The sequence below is a fragment of the Cupriavidus sp. GW823-FHT07B10 genome, from assembly GCF_058794355.1.
On sequence record NZ_JBXAGS010000004.1, the window covers coordinates 25,304 to 41,754 of the forward strand.

15 protein-coding genes are annotated in these 16,451 nt (G+C 70.4%); all 15 read left to right on the forward strand.

Annotated features, from left to right (window positions below):
• The first annotated feature begins 4 nt into the window (after positions 1 to 4).
• Genes tssE through AC1Q6V_RS10365 form a run of 15 tightly spaced genes read left to right on the forward strand, consistent with a single transcriptional unit; the run spans position 5 to position 16,448 of the window.
• Positions 5 to 460, forward strand: a complete 456-nt coding sequence (gene tssE / locus AC1Q6V_RS10295) for a type VI secretion system baseplate subunit TssE (protein ID WP_439669436.1) — start codon at positions 5 to 7, stop codon at positions 458 to 460.
• Complete coding sequence (gene tssF / locus AC1Q6V_RS10300) at positions 453 to 2,228, forward strand: type VI secretion system baseplate subunit TssF (RefSeq protein ID WP_454750135.1); 1,776 nt, start codon at positions 453 to 455, stop codon at positions 2,226 to 2,228. Before tssE ends, tssF begins: the two co-directional genes overlap by 8 nt.
• Positions 2,183 to 3,229 (forward strand): type VI secretion system baseplate subunit TssG, encoded by a 1,047-nt coding sequence (gene tssG, locus AC1Q6V_RS10305; protein WP_010810731.1) that lies wholly within the window; start codon positions 2,183 to 2,185, stop codon positions 3,227 to 3,229. Before tssF ends, tssG begins: the two co-directional genes overlap by 46 nt.
• A gap of 11 nt (positions 3,230 to 3,240) precedes the next feature.
• Positions 3,241 to 5,961, forward strand: a complete 2,721-nt coding sequence (tssH, locus tag AC1Q6V_RS10310; protein ID WP_454750134.1) for a type VI secretion system ATPase TssH — start codon at positions 3,241 to 3,243, stop codon at positions 5,959 to 5,961.
• Positions 5,962 to 5,964: 3 nt separating this feature from the next.
• Positions 5,965 to 7,866: a type VI secretion system tip protein TssI/VgrG gene (tssI, locus tag AC1Q6V_RS10315; protein WP_454750133.1), complete on the forward strand. Its 1,902-nt coding sequence runs from the start codon at positions 5,965 to 5,967 to the stop codon at positions 7,864 to 7,866.
• A gap of 58 nt (positions 7,867 to 7,924) precedes the next feature.
• Positions 7,925 to 8,587, forward strand: coding sequence for a toxin-antitoxin system YwqK family antitoxin (locus AC1Q6V_RS10320; protein WP_011617862.1), 663 nt, complete (start codon positions 7,925 to 7,927; stop codon positions 8,585 to 8,587).
• Positions 8,588 to 8,589: 2 nt separating this feature from the next.
• On the forward strand, positions 8,590 to 8,976 hold the full coding sequence (locus tag AC1Q6V_RS10325; RefSeq protein ID WP_011617861.1) for a DUF4280 domain-containing protein: 387 nt from the start codon (positions 8,590 to 8,592) through the stop codon (positions 8,974 to 8,976).
• 17 nt (positions 8,977 to 8,993) lie between these two features.
• On the forward strand, positions 8,994 to 9,254 hold the full coding sequence (locus AC1Q6V_RS10330; protein ID WP_439669432.1) for a hypothetical protein: 261 nt from the start codon (positions 8,994 to 8,996) through the stop codon (positions 9,252 to 9,254).
• Between the two features lie 20 nt (positions 9,255 to 9,274).
• Positions 9,275 to 10,246, forward strand: a complete 972-nt coding sequence (locus tag AC1Q6V_RS10335) for a substrate-binding periplasmic protein (protein WP_454750132.1) — start codon at positions 9,275 to 9,277, stop codon at positions 10,244 to 10,246.
• Between the two features lie 50 nt (positions 10,247 to 10,296).
• Positions 10,297 to 11,577, forward strand: coding sequence for a dicarboxylate/amino acid:cation symporter (locus AC1Q6V_RS10340; protein ID WP_454750141.1), 1,281 nt, complete (start codon positions 10,297 to 10,299; stop codon positions 11,575 to 11,577).
• A 32-nt stretch (positions 11,578 to 11,609) separates the two neighbouring features.
• Entirely contained in the window at positions 11,610 to 12,311 is a 702-nt protein-coding gene (cuyB, locus tag AC1Q6V_RS10345) for a cysteate racemase (RefSeq protein WP_058697379.1), read from the forward strand.
• Positions 12,308 to 13,762, forward strand: a complete 1,455-nt coding sequence (locus AC1Q6V_RS10350) for a dicarboxylate/amino acid:cation symporter (protein WP_454750131.1) — start codon at positions 12,308 to 12,310, stop codon at positions 13,760 to 13,762. The genes cuyB and AC1Q6V_RS10350 overlap by 4 nt, the downstream gene beginning before the upstream one ends.
• A gap of 29 nt (positions 13,763 to 13,791) precedes the next feature.
• The gene (locus AC1Q6V_RS10355) at positions 13,792 to 14,295 is read left to right on the forward strand and encodes a hypothetical protein (protein ID WP_454750130.1); all 504 of its coding nucleotides are present in this window, start codon (positions 13,792 to 13,794) and stop codon (positions 14,293 to 14,295) included.
• Positions 14,296 to 14,340: 45 nt separating this feature from the next.
• The gene (gene tssK, locus AC1Q6V_RS10360; RefSeq protein WP_439672194.1) at positions 14,341 to 15,669 is read left to right on the forward strand and encodes a type VI secretion system baseplate subunit TssK; all 1,329 of its coding nucleotides are present in this window, start codon (positions 14,341 to 14,343) and stop codon (positions 15,667 to 15,669) included.
• Between the two features lie 26 nt (positions 15,670 to 15,695).
• Complete coding sequence (locus AC1Q6V_RS10365; RefSeq protein ID WP_454750129.1) at positions 15,696 to 16,448, forward strand: DotU family type IV/VI secretion system protein; 753 nt, start codon at positions 15,696 to 15,698, stop codon at positions 16,446 to 16,448.
• The last annotated feature ends 3 nt before the right edge of the window (positions 16,449 to 16,451 follow it).

The window sequence follows — 16,451 nt, forward strand, 5'->3', positions numbered from 1 at the left end:
GCACATGTCCGTCATCGTCACCGGGTCGCCGATGCCGCTGTTCGAGCGGCTGTCGGCGGGTGCGAACGCCCCCTCGGCGCAGTTGCTCCAGGGCGAGCCACTGCGCCAGTCGGTGGCGCGCGAGCTTGCCCGGCTGCTCAATACGCGCTCGCGGCTGACGGCGGTGCAGTTCCTGGAGTCGGACGGGACCGTGCTCGACTACGGTGTGCCGGACTTCTCCTTCCGATCGTTCCAGTCGGTGCCGGACTGCGACGCGATTGCGGCGCTGGTTGCGCATGCGATCGCGATGTTCGAGCCGCGCCTGCGCCAGGCGCGCGTACGCTTTGCCGAGCGCGACACCCCGCGCCCGGTCCTGGTGATCGAGGGCGAGTTGCCGCTGGGCGCCGCGCCGGTGCGCGTGGCGTTCGAGCTCGCCGCGGCAGGCCAGGCCGCTGACCCGCGCTGGGGCGATCATGGCTGAGGGCATCGCAGACGGTGCCGGCGACGGCGGCATCCTGCCATACTACAAGCGCGAGCTTGCCTACCTGCGCACGGAAGGCGCCGCGTTTGCCGAGCGCTATCCCAACGTGGCCGCGCGCATTGCGCTGCATGGCACCGAATCGCTCGACCCGCATACCGAGCGCCTGATCGAAGCCACCGCCTTTCTGGCGGCGCGCGTGCATCGCGACCTGGACCAGGTGTTCCCGCAAGTTGCCGCGGCGCTGCTGGAGAACGTGTGCCCGTCGCTGGTGCAGCCGGTGCCGTCGATGACGGTGGTGCAGTTCGATCTCGACGCGGCCCAGGGCAAGGTGACCGCCGGCTACGCCGTGCCGCGCCACACCGGCCTGCATGCATGCACCGAGGGCGGCGAGATGTGCCGCTTTCGCACGGCGTGGGACACGACGCTGTGGCCGCTGGCGGTCACGCACGCGCGCATGACCGATGACAACGGCCTGCAGCTGACGCTTGAATGCGCCGACGGCGTCGATTTCTCCGAGCTCGAACTGGGAACGCTGCGCATCCATCTGCACGGCGACTGGATGGTGACCGTGCCGTTGTATGAACTGCTGGTCACCAGCGTGGCCGGCGTCAGCGTCGAGCCGCCAGATGGCCCGCCGGCGTGGCTGCCCGCCAGCGCGTGGCGCGAGGCCGGCTACGGCCCCGGCGAGAACGTGCTGCCGCAGCCGCCGCATGCGCAGCCGGCCTACGGGCTGATGCAGGAGTACTTCGCCTTCGCGCGCAAGTTTCACTTCTTCGACCTGGACCTGCCCGCTGGCCGGCTCGGCAAGGGCCGCAGCTGCGACGTGGTGCTGCGCCTGCAGCGCAGCGCACCCGGGCTGGGCCGGCTGCATGCCGGCATGTTCCGGCTTGGCTGCGTGCCGGCGATCAACCTGTTCTCGCAGACCAGCGAGCCCATCATGATCGACCACCGGCACTATGAGTACCGGCTGGTGGCAGACCAGCGCCGCGAGGCGATGACCGAGATCCATTCGATCCGGTCGGTGGTGCTGTCGGATCCGGCCAGCGACCGCTCGCTGGCGGTGCCGCCGTTCGCGGCGGCCACCGACGACCCGGCCGAAGGCGAGCTGTTCTGGCACGCGCGCCGCGAGCCGACCTTGCGGGCCAACCTGTCCGGCACCGACATGTATCTCAGCTTCATCGATGCGGGCAACGTGCAGCGCCTGCCGGCGGCACCCGTGGCGTACGCCAACGTGCTGTGCACCAATCGCCGGCTCGCGGAGCAGGTGCCGGTGGGCGCGCGCATGGTGCTGGAGGATGTGTCGCAGTACGCGCAGGTGCGCTGCCTCTATGAGCCGACCGTGCAGCGCAATCCGCCCATGGGCAGCGAGACCTTGTGGCCGCTGATCTCGCTGCTGACGCTGCACCACGGCACCCTGGCCGACGGTGGCACCGGGCGCCATGAGGTGCAGCAGATGCTGCGGCTGTTCGCGGGCGACGGCCACCGCCAGCAGGACCAGGTGCGGGGCATCCGCAGCGTGCGCGCGCGCGGCGCGGCCGCGCACGTGGGCACCGAGGCCTGGCGCGGCTACTGCCGTGGCACCGAGGTCTCGATCGAGTTCGATCCCGATGCCTTTGTCGGCGGCTCGCCGCTGCTGCTGGGAGCGGTGCTGGCGCGCTTCCTTGCGCTGTATGCCTCAGTCAATTCCTTCGTGCGGCTGGTCGTGCGCCGCGGAGACGAGATATGGAAGCAATGGCCCGCGATGACGGGCAGCCAGCAGCTGCTTTGATCGACCGCCTGGCGTCCAACCCGGCCGGCTTCGACCTGTTCCAGGCCATCAGCCTGATCGAACGCGCGGTGCCGGGGGCTCAGCCGGTCGGCCGCGGCAACGGCGCCGGGGAGGCGGTGCGCCTGCGCGGACTGGTCTCGCTGGCCTTCCAGCCGCGCGACATCGGCGCGGTGCACGCGTCCGCTGAAGGCGCTGGCCGGGGCGGGCGCCCGTTCACGCTGACGACGCCCGTGATGTCGCTGGCGGGGGCAGGCGGGCCGCTGCCGCTCGCATACACCGAGATGCTGCTCGAACGCCGCGCCGCGCGCGACCCCGCGATGGGCGACCTGCTCGACAGCTTCAATCACCGCTTCCTGTCCTTCCTGTATCGCGGCCGGCGCAAGCACTCGCCCGCACTGGGCGGCCAGCGCCCGACCGGCGGCACGCTGGCGGCGTGCCTGGATGCGCTCAGCAACCTCGGCTTGCAGCGTGGGCCCTCAACCGCCAATGCACCCGCCGGCGCGGCGCCGTGGCTGCGCCATGCCGGGCTGCTGGGCGCGGCGCCGCGTTCGATGGCGGGGTTGCTGGCCATGCTGGGGGACCGTCTCGGCCTGGGCGTGAGCGGGACGCAGTGTCTCGGCGGCTGGCTGCCGGTTGAAGCCAGCGATGCCGTGCGGCTCGGCGGACGCGGTGCAGCCGGGGGTATCACGCTCGGCGGCGGTGCGGTGCTGGGGCGGCGCACCTGGGACCAGGCCGCCGGCATCCGGCTTGATGTGCAGGTGCCCGGAGCCGAGCGCCTGCGGGCCTTGCTGCCCGGCGGGCGCGACCACGCGCTGGTCGCGGCGCTGGTGCGCGCCTATGTGCCGCAACCGCTCGATGTGCGGCTCGCGCTCCATCTCGGCACGCGCCAGCCCGCGGGGCTGGGGCTCGGTGCGCGCCTGGGCTGGACCGCCTGGCTGGCCGGCGGCGCCCAGGCACGGCCCGCGCCGGTGCAACTGGCGTTGCGAGCGCACGCATCCTGACCGGCACAAACATGGACATCGATATCCGCACGCTGCTCAGCCGCCTCAATCCCGAGTGCCGGCACGCGATGGAGCAGGCCGCCCAGCTTTGCGTCCGGCAGACGCACTACAGCGTCGACGTCGAGCACCTGCTGCTGCAATTGCTGGAAGGCGGCGCCACGGACCTGCAGGCGATCCTCGCGCACTTCGACCTGGCGCCCGCGCAGGTGGTGTCGCAGCTGCAGAAGGCGATCGACGGCTTCAAGCGCGGCAACGGCCGCACGCCGGCGCTGTCGCCTAACTTCTCGCCGCTGTTCCAGGAGGCCTGGCTGCTCAGTTCGATGCTGCTCGGCGAGCAGCAAGTGCGCGCCAGCACGCTGCTGCTGGCACTGCTGGAGGTGGAAAGCCTGCGCGGCATGCTGCTGGAATCGGCGCCGGCGCTGCTGCGGATTCCGCGTGCGGCGCTGCGCGAGGCCCTGCCCGCGCTGCTGGGGGCATCCGCCGTTGGCGGCGGGCCCGGAACCGATGCAATCCCGGCAGCGGCGGCCACGCCAGCGTTCGGCATGCCGCAGCGCGGACCCGGCAGCGGGCAGGCATCGGCGCTGGAGCAGTTCACTGTCGACCTGACGGCGCTGGCGCGAGCCGGAGCGATCGATCCGGTGCGCGGGCGCGACAGTGAAATCCGGCAACTGATCGATGTGCTGCTGCGCCGCCGCCAGAACAACCCGATCCTGACCGGCGAGGCCGGCGTGGGCAAGACCGCGGTGGTCGAAGGCTTTGCCCAGCGCATCGTCTCCGGCGACGTGCCGCCGGCGCTGCGCCAAGTGTCGGTGCGCTCGCTGGACCTGGCGTTGCTGCAGGCCGGCGCCGGCGTCAAGGGCGAGTTCGAGAACCGGCTCAAGTCCGTGATCGCCGAGGTGGCGGCCTCTCCGGTGCCGGTGATCCTGTTTATCGACGAAGCGCACCAGCTGATTGGCGCCGGCGGCAGCGAAGGGCAGGGCGATGCCGCCAACCTGCTCAAGCCCGCGCTGGCGCGCGGCGAGTTGCGCACCATTGCCGCGACCACCTGGGCCGAGTACAAGAAGTACATCGAGCGCGACCCAGCGCTCGCGCGCCGCTTCCAGATCGTCAAGGTGGACGAGCCGGCCGAGGCCGCAGCCGTGGACATGCTGCGCGGCATGGTGCGCAAGCTTGAAGCGCACCACGGCGTGGAGATCCTCGACGACGCCGTGCGCGACGCGGTCAAGCTTTCGCACCGCTATGTCTCGGGCCGGCAGTTGCCCGACAAGGCCATCAGCGTGCTCGACACCGCCTGCGCCCGCGTGGCGGCCGCGCAGAGCGGCGTGCCCGAGGCGATCGAAGCGCTTGGGCGCTCGATCGAAAGCGCCGAGAACCAGCTGCGCATCCTGCGCCATGAGGCGGCCACCGGCACCGGGCGCGCCGACGAAATCGCTGCCGTCACGCGCCAGCGCGACGAAGCCCGGGCGCAGCACGCGCGGCTCAGCGACAAGCTCGCCACCGAGAAGCTGGCCGTCGAGGAAATCCTGGCCTGGCGCCGCCGGATCGCGGCGTTCCTCGAGAAGGAGAGCCAGGCCGAGGCCGGTGCCGACGGTGCGGCGAGGCATGAGGACGACGACAACGCCGACAGCGCGGAGTCGCTTGGCGCCAGTCTCGCGCGCCTGGAAAAAGGCCTGGAGGCGGTGCAGAACGATGAGCCGATGGTGCCGGTATGCGTGGACTCGGCCGCGGTGGCCGAGGTCATTTCGGGCTGGACCGGTGTCCCGGTCGGCCGCATGCTGGCCGACGAACTGCACACGGTGCTGTACCTCCAGGACAAGCTCGGCGAGCGCGTGGTGGGCCAGGACGAGGCCCTCGACGCGATCGCGCGCCGCATCCGCACGTTCCGCGCCGATCTCGATGACCCGGGCAAGCCGGTCGGCGTGTTCCTGCTGGTCGGCCCGAGCGGCGTCGGCAAGACCGAGACCGCGCATGCGCTGGCCGACCTGCTCTACGGCGGCGAACGCAACATGATCACGGTCAACATGTCGGAGTTCCAGGAGGCCCACAGCGTGTCGGGCCTGAAGGGCGCGCCGCCGGGCTATGTCGGTTACGGCCGGGGTGGCGTGCTGACCGAGGCGGTGCGCCGCCGCCCGTACAGCGTGGTGCTGCTCGACGAGATGGAGAAGGCGCATCCCGACGTGCTGGAGCTGTTCTTCCAGGTCTTCGACAAGGGCGTGATGGAAGACGGCGAAGGCGTGCCGATCGATTTCCGCAACACGGTGATCCTGCTGACCTCGAACGCGGCGCAGGACGTGATCACCGAGGCCTCGCGCGGCGGCCGGCGCCCGCCGCCGCAGGAACTGGTCGAGAAGCTGCGCCCGGCGCTGCTCAGGCAGTTCAGCCCGGCGTTCCTGGCGCGCCTGGTGCTGGTGCCGTACTACCACCTGGGCGATGCGCAGATCCGCAATATCGTCGACCTCAAGCTGGCGCGGCTGGCGCAGCGCTTTGCGCGCAACCACAACGCGCGCCTGAGCTGGGACGAGGCGCTGGCGCAGGCGATCACGCAGCGCTGCACCGAGGTCGACAGCGGCGCGCGCAATGTCGACCATATCCTGACCCAGTCGGTGCTGCCGGAACTGGCGCGGCGCGTGCTGGAGCAGCTGTCGATCTCGGAGCCGTTCGGCGGCGTGCATCTCTCGCTCGACACCGGCGGCGGGGTGGCGTTCCGCTTCCTGCCGCAAGCGGGGTGCTGACGCATGATCCCGACACAGGCCACCCAGGCCGGCAGCTTCGCGACCCTGGCCACGCCGTTTGGCGGCGACGTGCTGCTGCTCGACGGCTTTGCCGGGCGCGAGGCGCTGTCCGAGCTGTTCCGCTTCAGCCTGCGCATGCGCTCGGCGGATAAGGCGCTCGACGCGGGCCGCATCGTGGGCCAGCGCCTCACCGTCACGCTGCAGCACCCGGGCGGCGCGCCCCGCTACCTGAACGGCATCGTCACGCGCTTTGCCCACGCCGGCGCCGACCACAACCATGGCTTCTACACCGCGGAACTGGCGCCGCGGCTGTGGCTGCTGACCCTCGGGCGCGACCGCGCCATCTACCAGAACCTGTCCGCGCCGCAGATCATCCGCCGCGTGCTGCAGTCCTTCGACGTGGCGTTCGAGGCCCGCATCACGGAAACGCGCTACCCGGTGCGCGAGTACTGCGTGCAGTACGACGAAAGCCCGTTCGACTTCATCTCGCGGCTGATGGAGGAGGAAGGCATCTTCTACTTCTTCACGTTCGCGGACGGCGCGCACACCATGGTGCTGGCCGACAGCCCGTCGGCCCACCCGCCCGGCGCGCACTGCGCCGACCTGGCGATGCACGACATGGAGCGCCCGCAGGCCGGCGCGGCACGGATGCTCGCCTTCGGCATGGCGCGCCAGCTTGGCGCCGCGACGCAGGTTCTGGCCGACTACGACTACCTGCAGGCCCGGACCTCGCAGGGCACCGCCCAGGCCGGCGCGGCGCCGGTGGCGCAGCAGTACGTGTTTCCCGGCCGGCACAAGGATGCCGCCGACGCCAGCCGCAAGGCCGCGATCCGGGCCGGCGCGCAGCAGGCCCAGGCGCAGACGGGCATGGGCGAGAGCGCGTGCCACCACCTGGCCGCGGGCATCCGCTTCACGCTGCACGGCCACGTCGATCCCGCGCTCGATATCGCCTACGTGGTGCGCGCGGTGGAGCATGCCTGGAGCGGTGATGCCTATGGCAATACCGTGTCGGTGTTGCCGCTGTCGGTGCCATTCCGCGCGCCGCTCAGCACGCCGCGGCCGCTGGTCGCCGGCACGCACACCGCGACCGTGGCCGGGTCCCAGGGCGAAGAGATCTGGACCGATGCGCATGGCCGTATCAAGCTGAAGTTCCACTGGGACCGTGCGCCCGGCGCCAACCAGGACAGCTCATGCTGGGTCCGCGTGGCGCAGGCCTGGGCCGGCGCCGGCTGGGGCCACCTGTTCCTGCCGCGCATGGGGCAGGAGGTGGTGGTCAGCTATGTCGATGGCGACCCGGACCGGCCGCTGGTGACCGGCAGCGTCTACAACGGCCAGTCCGGCGTACCGGTGCCGCTGCCCGCCATGCAGACGCAGAGCGTGATCCGTTCGCGCGCATCGAAGGGCGGGTCGGCCGGCAATGAGCTGCGCATGGAAGACAAGGCTGGTGCCGAGGAGCTGTTCCTGCGCGCCCAGCGCGCCATGACGGTTTCGGTGGCAGACACCTTGTCCACCACGGTGGAGGCGGGCGGCGAATCGCACCTGGTCAAGGCCGGCGACCTTGCGCTCGAAGTGCGGTCCGGCAATGAAACACACAAGGTGAGCGGCACGCGCCAGGTCAAGGCGGACGGCGACGAGACCCACACCAGCGGCGCGGCGTTTGCGCACGACGTTGGCGGCAACTACAAGCTCACGGTGGCCGGCAACCTGGTGATCGAGGTCAGTGGATCGATCGCGTTCAAGGCGGGAACCTCGCTGCAGTGCGAGGCCGGCACCACGCTGAGCAGCAAGGCCGGTACCACCCTGAGCAACGAAGCCATGATGGTCCGGCAGAAGGCGTCGGCCGCGCAGACGGTGGAAAGCGGCGGCATGCTCGAGCTCAAGGGCGCCCTGGTGAAACTGAACTGAGCCGCGGAACAGAGCCATGACTTTAGCTGCCCCGACGCCGCCCGATCCAGGACCCGCCATGGCCGAAGCTTATGACGGCGATGGCCGCCTGGTGTCGCGCGTGCCGCTGGCCGGCGGGCGCCCCCACGGCAGGTTCGAGTGCTTCCATCCGGATGGCTCGCTGCGCCTGGATGCCGAATACGAACATGGCGAACTGGCGGGGCTGCTGCGTGCCTATGCCGCCGATGGCAGCCTCGAATACGAAGCGCATTATGCCGGCGGCCGCCTGCACGGCACCAGCGCCACCTACCGCAACGGCCGGCTGGAGACGCGCCAGCTGTACGCCGACGGGCAGCTCGCGGGAGAGAGCGTGTGCTACGCGCCGTCCGGCGAGGTGACCGCGCGCTGCGTCTACCGGCAGGGCCGGCTCGAGGACGAGGCCGTCTATGCGCATGAGGGCGCGGTGGTGCGCCGCAGCCGCTACCGCGCCGGCAGGCTCGAGGGCGAGACCCGTGAGTACGGCGCCGGCGGCACGCTGGCGCAGTCGCTGCCGTACCGCAACGACCTGCTGCACGGCATGGCGCGCAGGTTCGACCCGGAAGGCGAGGTCATCGCCGTGCGCAGCTACGCCGACGGCAATCCCCGCGGCGACTGGCAGGCGATCGCACCCGCCGATGGCGAGGAGGGCGCGGCAGTGCCCGCCGGCTTTGCACAGCGTCTCGAACGCTGGCTGAGGGGTTAGCCATGGCCTTGCAGGTCACCATGGGCGCGACCATGCAGTGCAGCTTCGGGCTGGCGCCGTCCAGCCTGGTCGTGCTGCCGCTGGGCCGCGTGCTGGCCGGCACCGGTGCGGCCAGCGTGATGGACCACCTGCCGATGGTGAACATCCCGCCCTTCGGCATGTGCAACTGCCTGGGCAACCCGCAGGTGGCCGCGGCCACCGCCGCGGCGCAGGGCGTGCTGACACCGATGCCCTGCGTGCCGGCGACGTCGGCGCCGTGGCTGCCGGGCGCGCCGACCGTGCAGATCGGCGGCGCGCCGGCGCTGCAGGACAGCTCGAAACTGATGTGCGCATGGGGCGGCGTGATCCAGATCGTCGCGCCGGCGCAGGCCACCGTGATGACCCCCTGATGACCGCCGAGGCAAGCATGACCTACGTATTCTCGATGAGCTCGCGCATGGTGACAATCGCCGTGACCTGCGCGGTGCTGCTGTGTGCGCTGTTGTTCCTGATGGGCGTGGAGATCGGCGCCCGCCTGGGACGGCCTGGCGTACTCCAGCGTGCGGACACCGCACCCATGGCCGTGGCGCCCGCGGCCCCGGCCACTGCCACGCAGCCCGCCGCCACCCAGGCGCCCGCCATTGCCGTTGGCCTTGCCGCGGCTCCAGGCGCGCCCTCGACTCCCTGAAACATGAACTGTTTGACGCCATGTCGCTGACTCCCGTCCCTGATTCCCGCCGCGCGGCAACACGCGCGTGGCGCTGGCTGGCGCGCGCCCTCGCGGGCGCCGCGCTTGCCCTGCCGGCCGCTGGCCATGCGCAGGCCACCTACACGCCGGCACCGGCCCACCCGGCGGCATCGTTTGCCGCGCAGGGCGGGTTGCCGGAAGGCGCCCCTGCGCCAGTCTCCACACCGAACGGACTGGTGCTGATGCCTGACGGACGCCTGATGGCGCCGGAGTTCGCCCGCATCGCCAGCCGCGGGGAACTGGTGGTCGCGGTGCTGAAGGTGGACCAGCCCCCGTTCTTCCAGGAGCGCAACGGCGAGCTGAGCGGGCTCGATATCGACCTCGCGCGCGAGCTTGCGCGCAAGCTCAACGTGCGGGTGCGCTTCAACCGCAACGCCACCACCTTCGACGGGGTGGTCAAGCTGCTGGCGCAGGGACAGGCCGACGTGGCCATCAGCAAGCTGTCGCGCACGCTGCCGCGCATGCAGATCATCAGCTTCAGCTCACCTTACCTGCGGCTGAACCGCGCGCTGCTGCTCAATCGCGTCAAGTTCGCGCAGATGGCACGCGGCCGGCCGGTGCCGGAGGTAATCCGCGCCTATGACAGCTCGATTGGCGTGGTCGGAAATTCGTCGTACTCGGAGTATGTGGTGAACAACTTCCCCAAGGCCTACGTCACGGCTTATCCAACCTGGGATGAAGCCCTGAAGGCGCTGAACGACGGCCGCGTCGCCGCGGTGTACCGCGACGAGTTCGAGGTCAAGCGCGTGCTCAAGGCGGATCCGACCGCTGCGCTGCGCCTGCGCGTGGTGACGCTGCAGGATCTTGAGGACACGCTGGGCATCGCCGTCAACTTGTCGGCGCCGGCGCTGCTGGGCTTTGTCAACCAGTTCCTCGCCGAGCGGCCCAAGCGGCTCGAGGTGGCGGACGTGCTGCAGGCGGCCACGCGATGAGCGCGCCCGCCATGAAGCCGGGCGCGGCCCAGGCACAGCGCGCCGCGTCCATGAAGCTGGATGCCGGCAAGCTCTACGCCATTGCCCTCAATCCGTGGGTGGTGATCGGCAGCCTGGCGCTGGGCGGCGCCACCGGGCTGCTCTGGCCCGCGCTGGCCCGGCACCTGGGCGTGGTGGGCGATGTCTACGTGGACCTGCTCAAGATGACCACGCTGCCGTTCATGGTGTCGGCGGTGATCTTCAGCCTGCAGCGGCTGTTCCGCGATGGTGGGGCCTCGCGGCTGATGATCCGCGTGGTGACGGTGTTTGTCGGCGCGTCGCTGTTGGTGGCGCTGGTGTCGGCACTGGTGCTGATCGTGATGCGCCCGGGCAGCAACCTGTCGAGCGCCACCATGGAGACCTTCGGCGCGATGGTGGGCAGCGATGCCAGGTCCAGCGATACGGTGATGAACCTCTACGGCGAGGATATCCAGGAGAAGTCGCTGAGCCTGTCCGAAGTCCTGACCAGCCTGATCCCGACCAATATCTTTGCCGCGCTCGCCAACGGCGACGCCCTCAAGGCCCTGGTGTTCGCGCTGATGTTCGGCCTGGCCGTGGGGCGCGTGCCCGAGCGCATTTCCATCGGGCTGAGCCTGTCGCTGGAAACGGTCTACCACGCCTGCCAGAAGCTGATGCACTGGCTCAGCTATCCGCTGCCCGTGATCCTGTTCTGCATGAGCGCGGCGCAGCTGGGCAAGTCCGGACTGGAGCCGCTGCAGGCGATGATGCAGTTCGTGCTGGCGTTCTCTATCGCGTCGGTGCTGCTGCTGGCACTGGCCGTCGGGATCATCTGGAAGCGCTCCAGCCAGAGCCTGGGCGCCACGCTGGACGCGCTGCGCTCACCATTTGCGCTGGCGCTGGCCACGCGCAACAGCGCGGCCTGCATGCCCAGCATGATCGAGTGCCTGGTCGACCGGCTCGGCTTTGCCCGGGTGCGCGTGGAACTGCTGGTGCCGCTGGCGATCTCGCTGCTGCGCGTGGGGCCGATGGTCTATTACGTCTGCGCCACGCTGTTCATCGCGCAGCTGTACGGCCATCCGCTGGGCCTGGTCGATATCGCCACGGTGCTGCTGGCCTCGGTGCTGGCGGGCTTTGCTTCGGCCGGCATGACGGGCCTGGTGATCGTTTCGCTGGTCGGCATGACCTGTGCCTATCTTGGCCTGCCATTCGAGGCCGCATTCATTCTCTTCCTTGCCGTCGACCCGGTCTGCGACATGCTGCGCACGCTGATCCTGGTGGTCGGCAATACCGCGGCGGTGTCGGTGATCTGCTCGCGGCCGCTGAAGCTTTAGGGTCGGTTCATATGAACAACGGAAGTACTGGCATGACCATGATCGGGGTGCTGGGCGGCATGGGGCCGCTGGCGACAGTGGATTTTCTCGATCGCGTGGTGCGGCTTACCGATGCCGTGCGTGACCAGGACCACCTGCCGATGGTGGTGGCGCACCTGCCGCAGACTCCTGACCGCTCGCGCTCGATCCTGGCTGGCGATGCCTTGCCGCTGCCCTACCTGCTGCGCGGCATCGAGCTGCTCAACCGCAACCAGGTGGGGCTGGTGGTGATCCCGTGCAATACCTCGCACCACTGGTATGCGCAACTGAGCGCGCACAGCGCGGCGCCGATCCTGCATATCGCGCGGACCTGCGTGGCGGCCCTGCCTGCCGATACCGGCAGCGTGGCCATCCTGGCCACGCGCGGTGCGCTGGCCTCCGGCATCTACCAGGCAGCGCTCGACGCGCGCGGGATCGCGGCGGTGGTGCCGCCGGAGCCGGTGCAGCTGCAGGTCGATGCCTGCATCCGGGCGGTCAAGGCCGGCGCCCTGGACCAGGCCGGCGAGGCGCTTGGCAGCGCGCTGGCGCGGATCGCGGCGCTCGGCGTCGGCGCCGCGATCATGGGCTGCACGGAAATCCCGGTGGCGGCGCGCGGCCTGGCCGCGCCGCCGCTCATGCTGGTCGACAGCACCAACGAGCTGGCACGGGCGACGGTGGCGTTCGCGCTGGCGCGCGGCTGGAACAAGGCCGCATGAAAGCCCTGAACTGGCTCTCGCACAGCGTGCCCGGGCTGCTCTTGTGCCTGGTGGCGGGCGCGCTCGCCGGCACCGTGGCCGGGCCGCTGGGCCGCTTCGCCTGGCTGGTCGGACAGCTCTACCTGTCGGTGGTGAACATGGCCGCGGTGCCGCTGCTGGTGGTGGCCACCTTCTTCGGCCTGCGCCAGGTGCTGGCGCTGCCGCGCGCCGGGGCGCGTTTCGGCGCCATCTTCGGCACGGCTGCCGGGGTGGTGGGGGTGTGCGCGCTGGCCGGCGCGCTGGCGGGGCTGCTGACCGCGCCGGGCGCGGAACTCCCTGCACAGGCCAGCGAAAAGCTTGGCGCGCTGATCCTCAGCGGCGTGGCCGATGGCGGCGAGGTGCGCGTGGACCTGCATGGCAAGGCAGAGGCCAATACGGACAAGCTGCCGCACGCGCTCGGGAACATCATTCCCGACAACTTCTACCGCGCACTGGCGCATGGCCAGACGCTGGGCGTGCTCACCGGGGCGCTGCTGTTCGGGCTTGCCTTCGCAGCGCTGTCGCGCGAGCAGACCGGCATGCTGAGCAATGTGTTCGAAGGGATCTACCGCACCTTCGAGCAGATCATCGCCCACGCCAACTTGCTGATCCCGGTGCTGGCATTCGGGCTTGCGGCCCATCTGTCGATGCATGCCGACCGCGCCACCATGGGCGCGATGGCCGGGGTGCTGGTCACGTTCCTGATGCTCTGCCTGCTGCTCAGCGGCGTGGCCGCGGCCGCGATTGCCGCCTGCGCGCGGCTGCCGTTCTCGCAGGTGGTGACCGAGCTGAATGGCTCCATGCTGGTCGGCCTGGCCTCAGGCAGCGCCACCGCGCCGATCCCGCACACGATCGAGGCCATGAGCGCGCGGCTGGGTTTTCCGCGCGGGCTGGTGGAGCTGGTGGTGCCCCTGGGCGCGGTGTTCGTGCGCGGGGGCTCGGCGCTGTACTTCGCGCTGGCCACGGTGTTCGTCGCCAACCTGTACGGGCGCCCCGTGGGCGCCGGCGACGTGGCATGGATCGCGATGGCCGCCACCATCGCGGCCTGGCTCTCGGCGGGGCAGGGCGGCCTGGGAACGATCGCCTATGCGGGCGTTGCGCTGTCGGTGCTGCAGTTGCCGGCTGAGGCAGCCGCGGTGCTGCTGCTGGCGATCGACCCGATCTGCGATGGGCCGCGCAATGCCTTGAGCCTGGTCTGCACCTGCGCGGTGATTGCGCTGGTGTCGGTGGGCCTGCCGATGGAGCGCGTCGCGGCGCAGCGGATGGAGGGCGCGGATGGGCGCGCGGACGTGCCGGGCCCACGGCTGCCCGCCGCACAGGCCGCGGCGGTGCGGCTGGTGCTGACGCGCGCGCAACTGGCGCTGGCCAGCGCCTGCGCGCTGCTGGCCGGTCTGCTGATCGTGCTGATGGGCATCGGGGTGGGTGCGAAATGATGCCGCATCCGCAACCACGAAGGAGTCTGATGATGACGACGCCCGTGCATCTCTTATCCCTGCGCCGCGCCGGCACGCTGCTGGCGGCGGTTGCGCTCGCTGGCCTGCTCGGGGGCTGCGCGGCCTCTTCATGGCTGGGCTTCAAGGGGGACAAGGTCAAATGGAAGCAAGTCACGCTGACGGCGGCGGCGGATGCCAACGGCAACAGCCCGGTGGCCGTCGACGTGGTGCTGGTCAGCGACGAGGCCCTGCAGGCCCGGCTGGCGGACCTGCCCGCGGCCAAGTGGTTTGCCGGGCGCAGCGACCTGGGCAGCACCTATCCGAGCGGGCTGCGTTATCGCAGCTGGGAACTGGTGCCCGGCCAGCGGCTGGACGTGCCGGCCGAAGACCTGGAGGGGCCGCGCGTCGCCGCGGCCTATGTGTTCGCCAACTACCAGGCGCCGGGCGCGCATCGCGCCCGCGTCGAGCAATTCAACGGCACGCTTGCCGTGCAGCTCGACAGCGCCGCCTTTACCGTGCTTGTGACCAAATGAACCTGTTTTTTCCTGCCACGGCCGCGTACGGCCCGGGAGCCCCCCATGTCTGAGCGCGCGCTGCCGGTCGATCGGGTTGAATGGCATGAGGGCATGCTGCTGGCGCCCCAGCATCTCCAGCTGCTGGCCGGGCGGCTCGATTCGCTGGTGGCGTGGCAGACACTGGCGGCCGCACCGTTTGGCTGGGGCGTGCGCCGGCTGGAGTTCGACGCCGGGCTGCTGCCGGCGGGCGTGGTGCGCGTGCTGCAGCTCGAAGCCATCATGCCGGACGGCACTGCCGTGTCCTACGCGCGCGACGATGCCCGCCAGCCGCCGCTGGAGCTGGCGCTCGAGCCGTTTGCCGACGCGCTTGCCGGCGGCATGCTGGCGCTTTACCTGACCCTGCCGGTGGCGGCCGCAAACCGCAAGGACGGGCAGGTGCGGCGGTTCCGCTCGGTGGCGGGCGCCCCGGTGGAGGATGAGGTGTCCGAAGCGCCGCCCGCCGACATTCCGCGCCTGCTGCCAAGCCTGGCACTCGATGCCGGCGCCAGGCCGTCGCCGCTCCATGTGTCGCTGTGCCTGGGCGCGGTCTACAAGGACAACGAGATCGTGCGGCTCGGCGACCGCCTGCCGCCGTTGCTGGAGGTGGCACGCGGCAGCGCGCTGTGGACGGCGGTGGCGTCGCTGGTGGCCCAGCTGCGCGGCAAGGCCGCGTTCGTGGCCAGGCAGACCGCGATCCCGTCATCCCGGGCGGACGACCGCCTGACCCAGCTGGAACTGAAGGACCGCTTGCGCAGCCTGGTGACCGCGCTGCCGCTGCTGGAGGCGGTGTTGCGCACGCCGCATCTGCACCCGCTTGCACTCTACCTGGCGCTGGCCTCGGTGCTGGGGTCGCTCAGCCTGCTCAAGCCGGGCGGCCTGCCGCCGGTGCCGGACGACTATGAACACGCCGACCCCATGGCCGTGTTCACGCCGCTGCTGCGCGCGCTGCGCGAGACCCTGGCCGAGGTCAGCGAAGAGTACCGCGAGCACAAGTTCGAGTTCCGCCACGGCGCGTTCGACATCGTGCTGCAGCCGGACTGGATCGGCGAGCGCCTGGTGGTGGGCCTGCGCGGGCAGTCAGAGCGCGACCTGCTGGCCTGGATGTCGGGCGCTGTGGTGGGCTCGCAGTCGGTCTACCCGTCGCTGCGCACGCGGCGCGTGCTGGGCGCGGTGCGCCGTGTGGTCGAGCATGCCGAGGACCTTGGGGTGCGTTCCGGCTCGGGTTACCTGTTGTTCGAGATCGAAGCCGATCCCGCGCTGGTCCATGCCAACGAGGCGATGGTGATCGGCAATCCCAATGAAGGCGCCAGCGTGCAGCGGCCGCAGGAAATGCTGCTGTTCGTCAAGGGCTGACGGCAGACTATCAAGGCAAACAGACTATGGCGCGCTACCGACCGGAAACCGAGGAAGACGATCTTGCCACCGGGCAGTTCCGGGCGTTCCTGGATGAACTCGTCAAGCTGCAGGAGCGGTTCTCCGAACAACCCGACCTCAGCGGCGAAGCTGCCGCGCAAGGCATGAACCGCCAGCTGCTGAACCTGCTGGAAGTGCAGACCCTGCAATCGCGGCGCGACAGCTCGCGCTTCGAGATGGAGGACGTGGCCGATGCCCGCTACCTGAAGGCGGTGCTCGCCGATGAAATCCTGCTGAACGCCGATTGGGCCGGCCGCGCCGCGTGGCATGGGCATCTGCTCGAATCGACGCTGTTTCGCACCAACGTGGCAGGCGACCAGGTGTTTCGCCGTATCGAGCAGCTGCTGCTGGACCGCGAGCCGTCGCGCCGCAACCTGGCACGGCTGTACCTGTTCACGCTCGGGCTTGGTTTCCAGGGGCGCTTTCGCGGCGCCGATGCCGAAGCGCGGCTGCGCAGTCTGCGCGAGGAACTGTATGAGTTCATCTACCAACGCCGGCCAGACCTGGGCGGACGCGAGCGCGTGCTCAGCGAACCCGCGTACGCCCACACGCTCTCGCATATCGCGCCGCGCAAGCTGCCCACGCTGACGCGCTGGACCGTGGTGTTCCTGCTGGGCCTGGCCACCCTGCTGGCGCTGTCCGAGGTGACGTGGCTGTGGCAATCCTGGCCGGTGCGCGAAGCGCTGCGGGCCGACACCGTGGCCGGAGGCACGCCATGACGC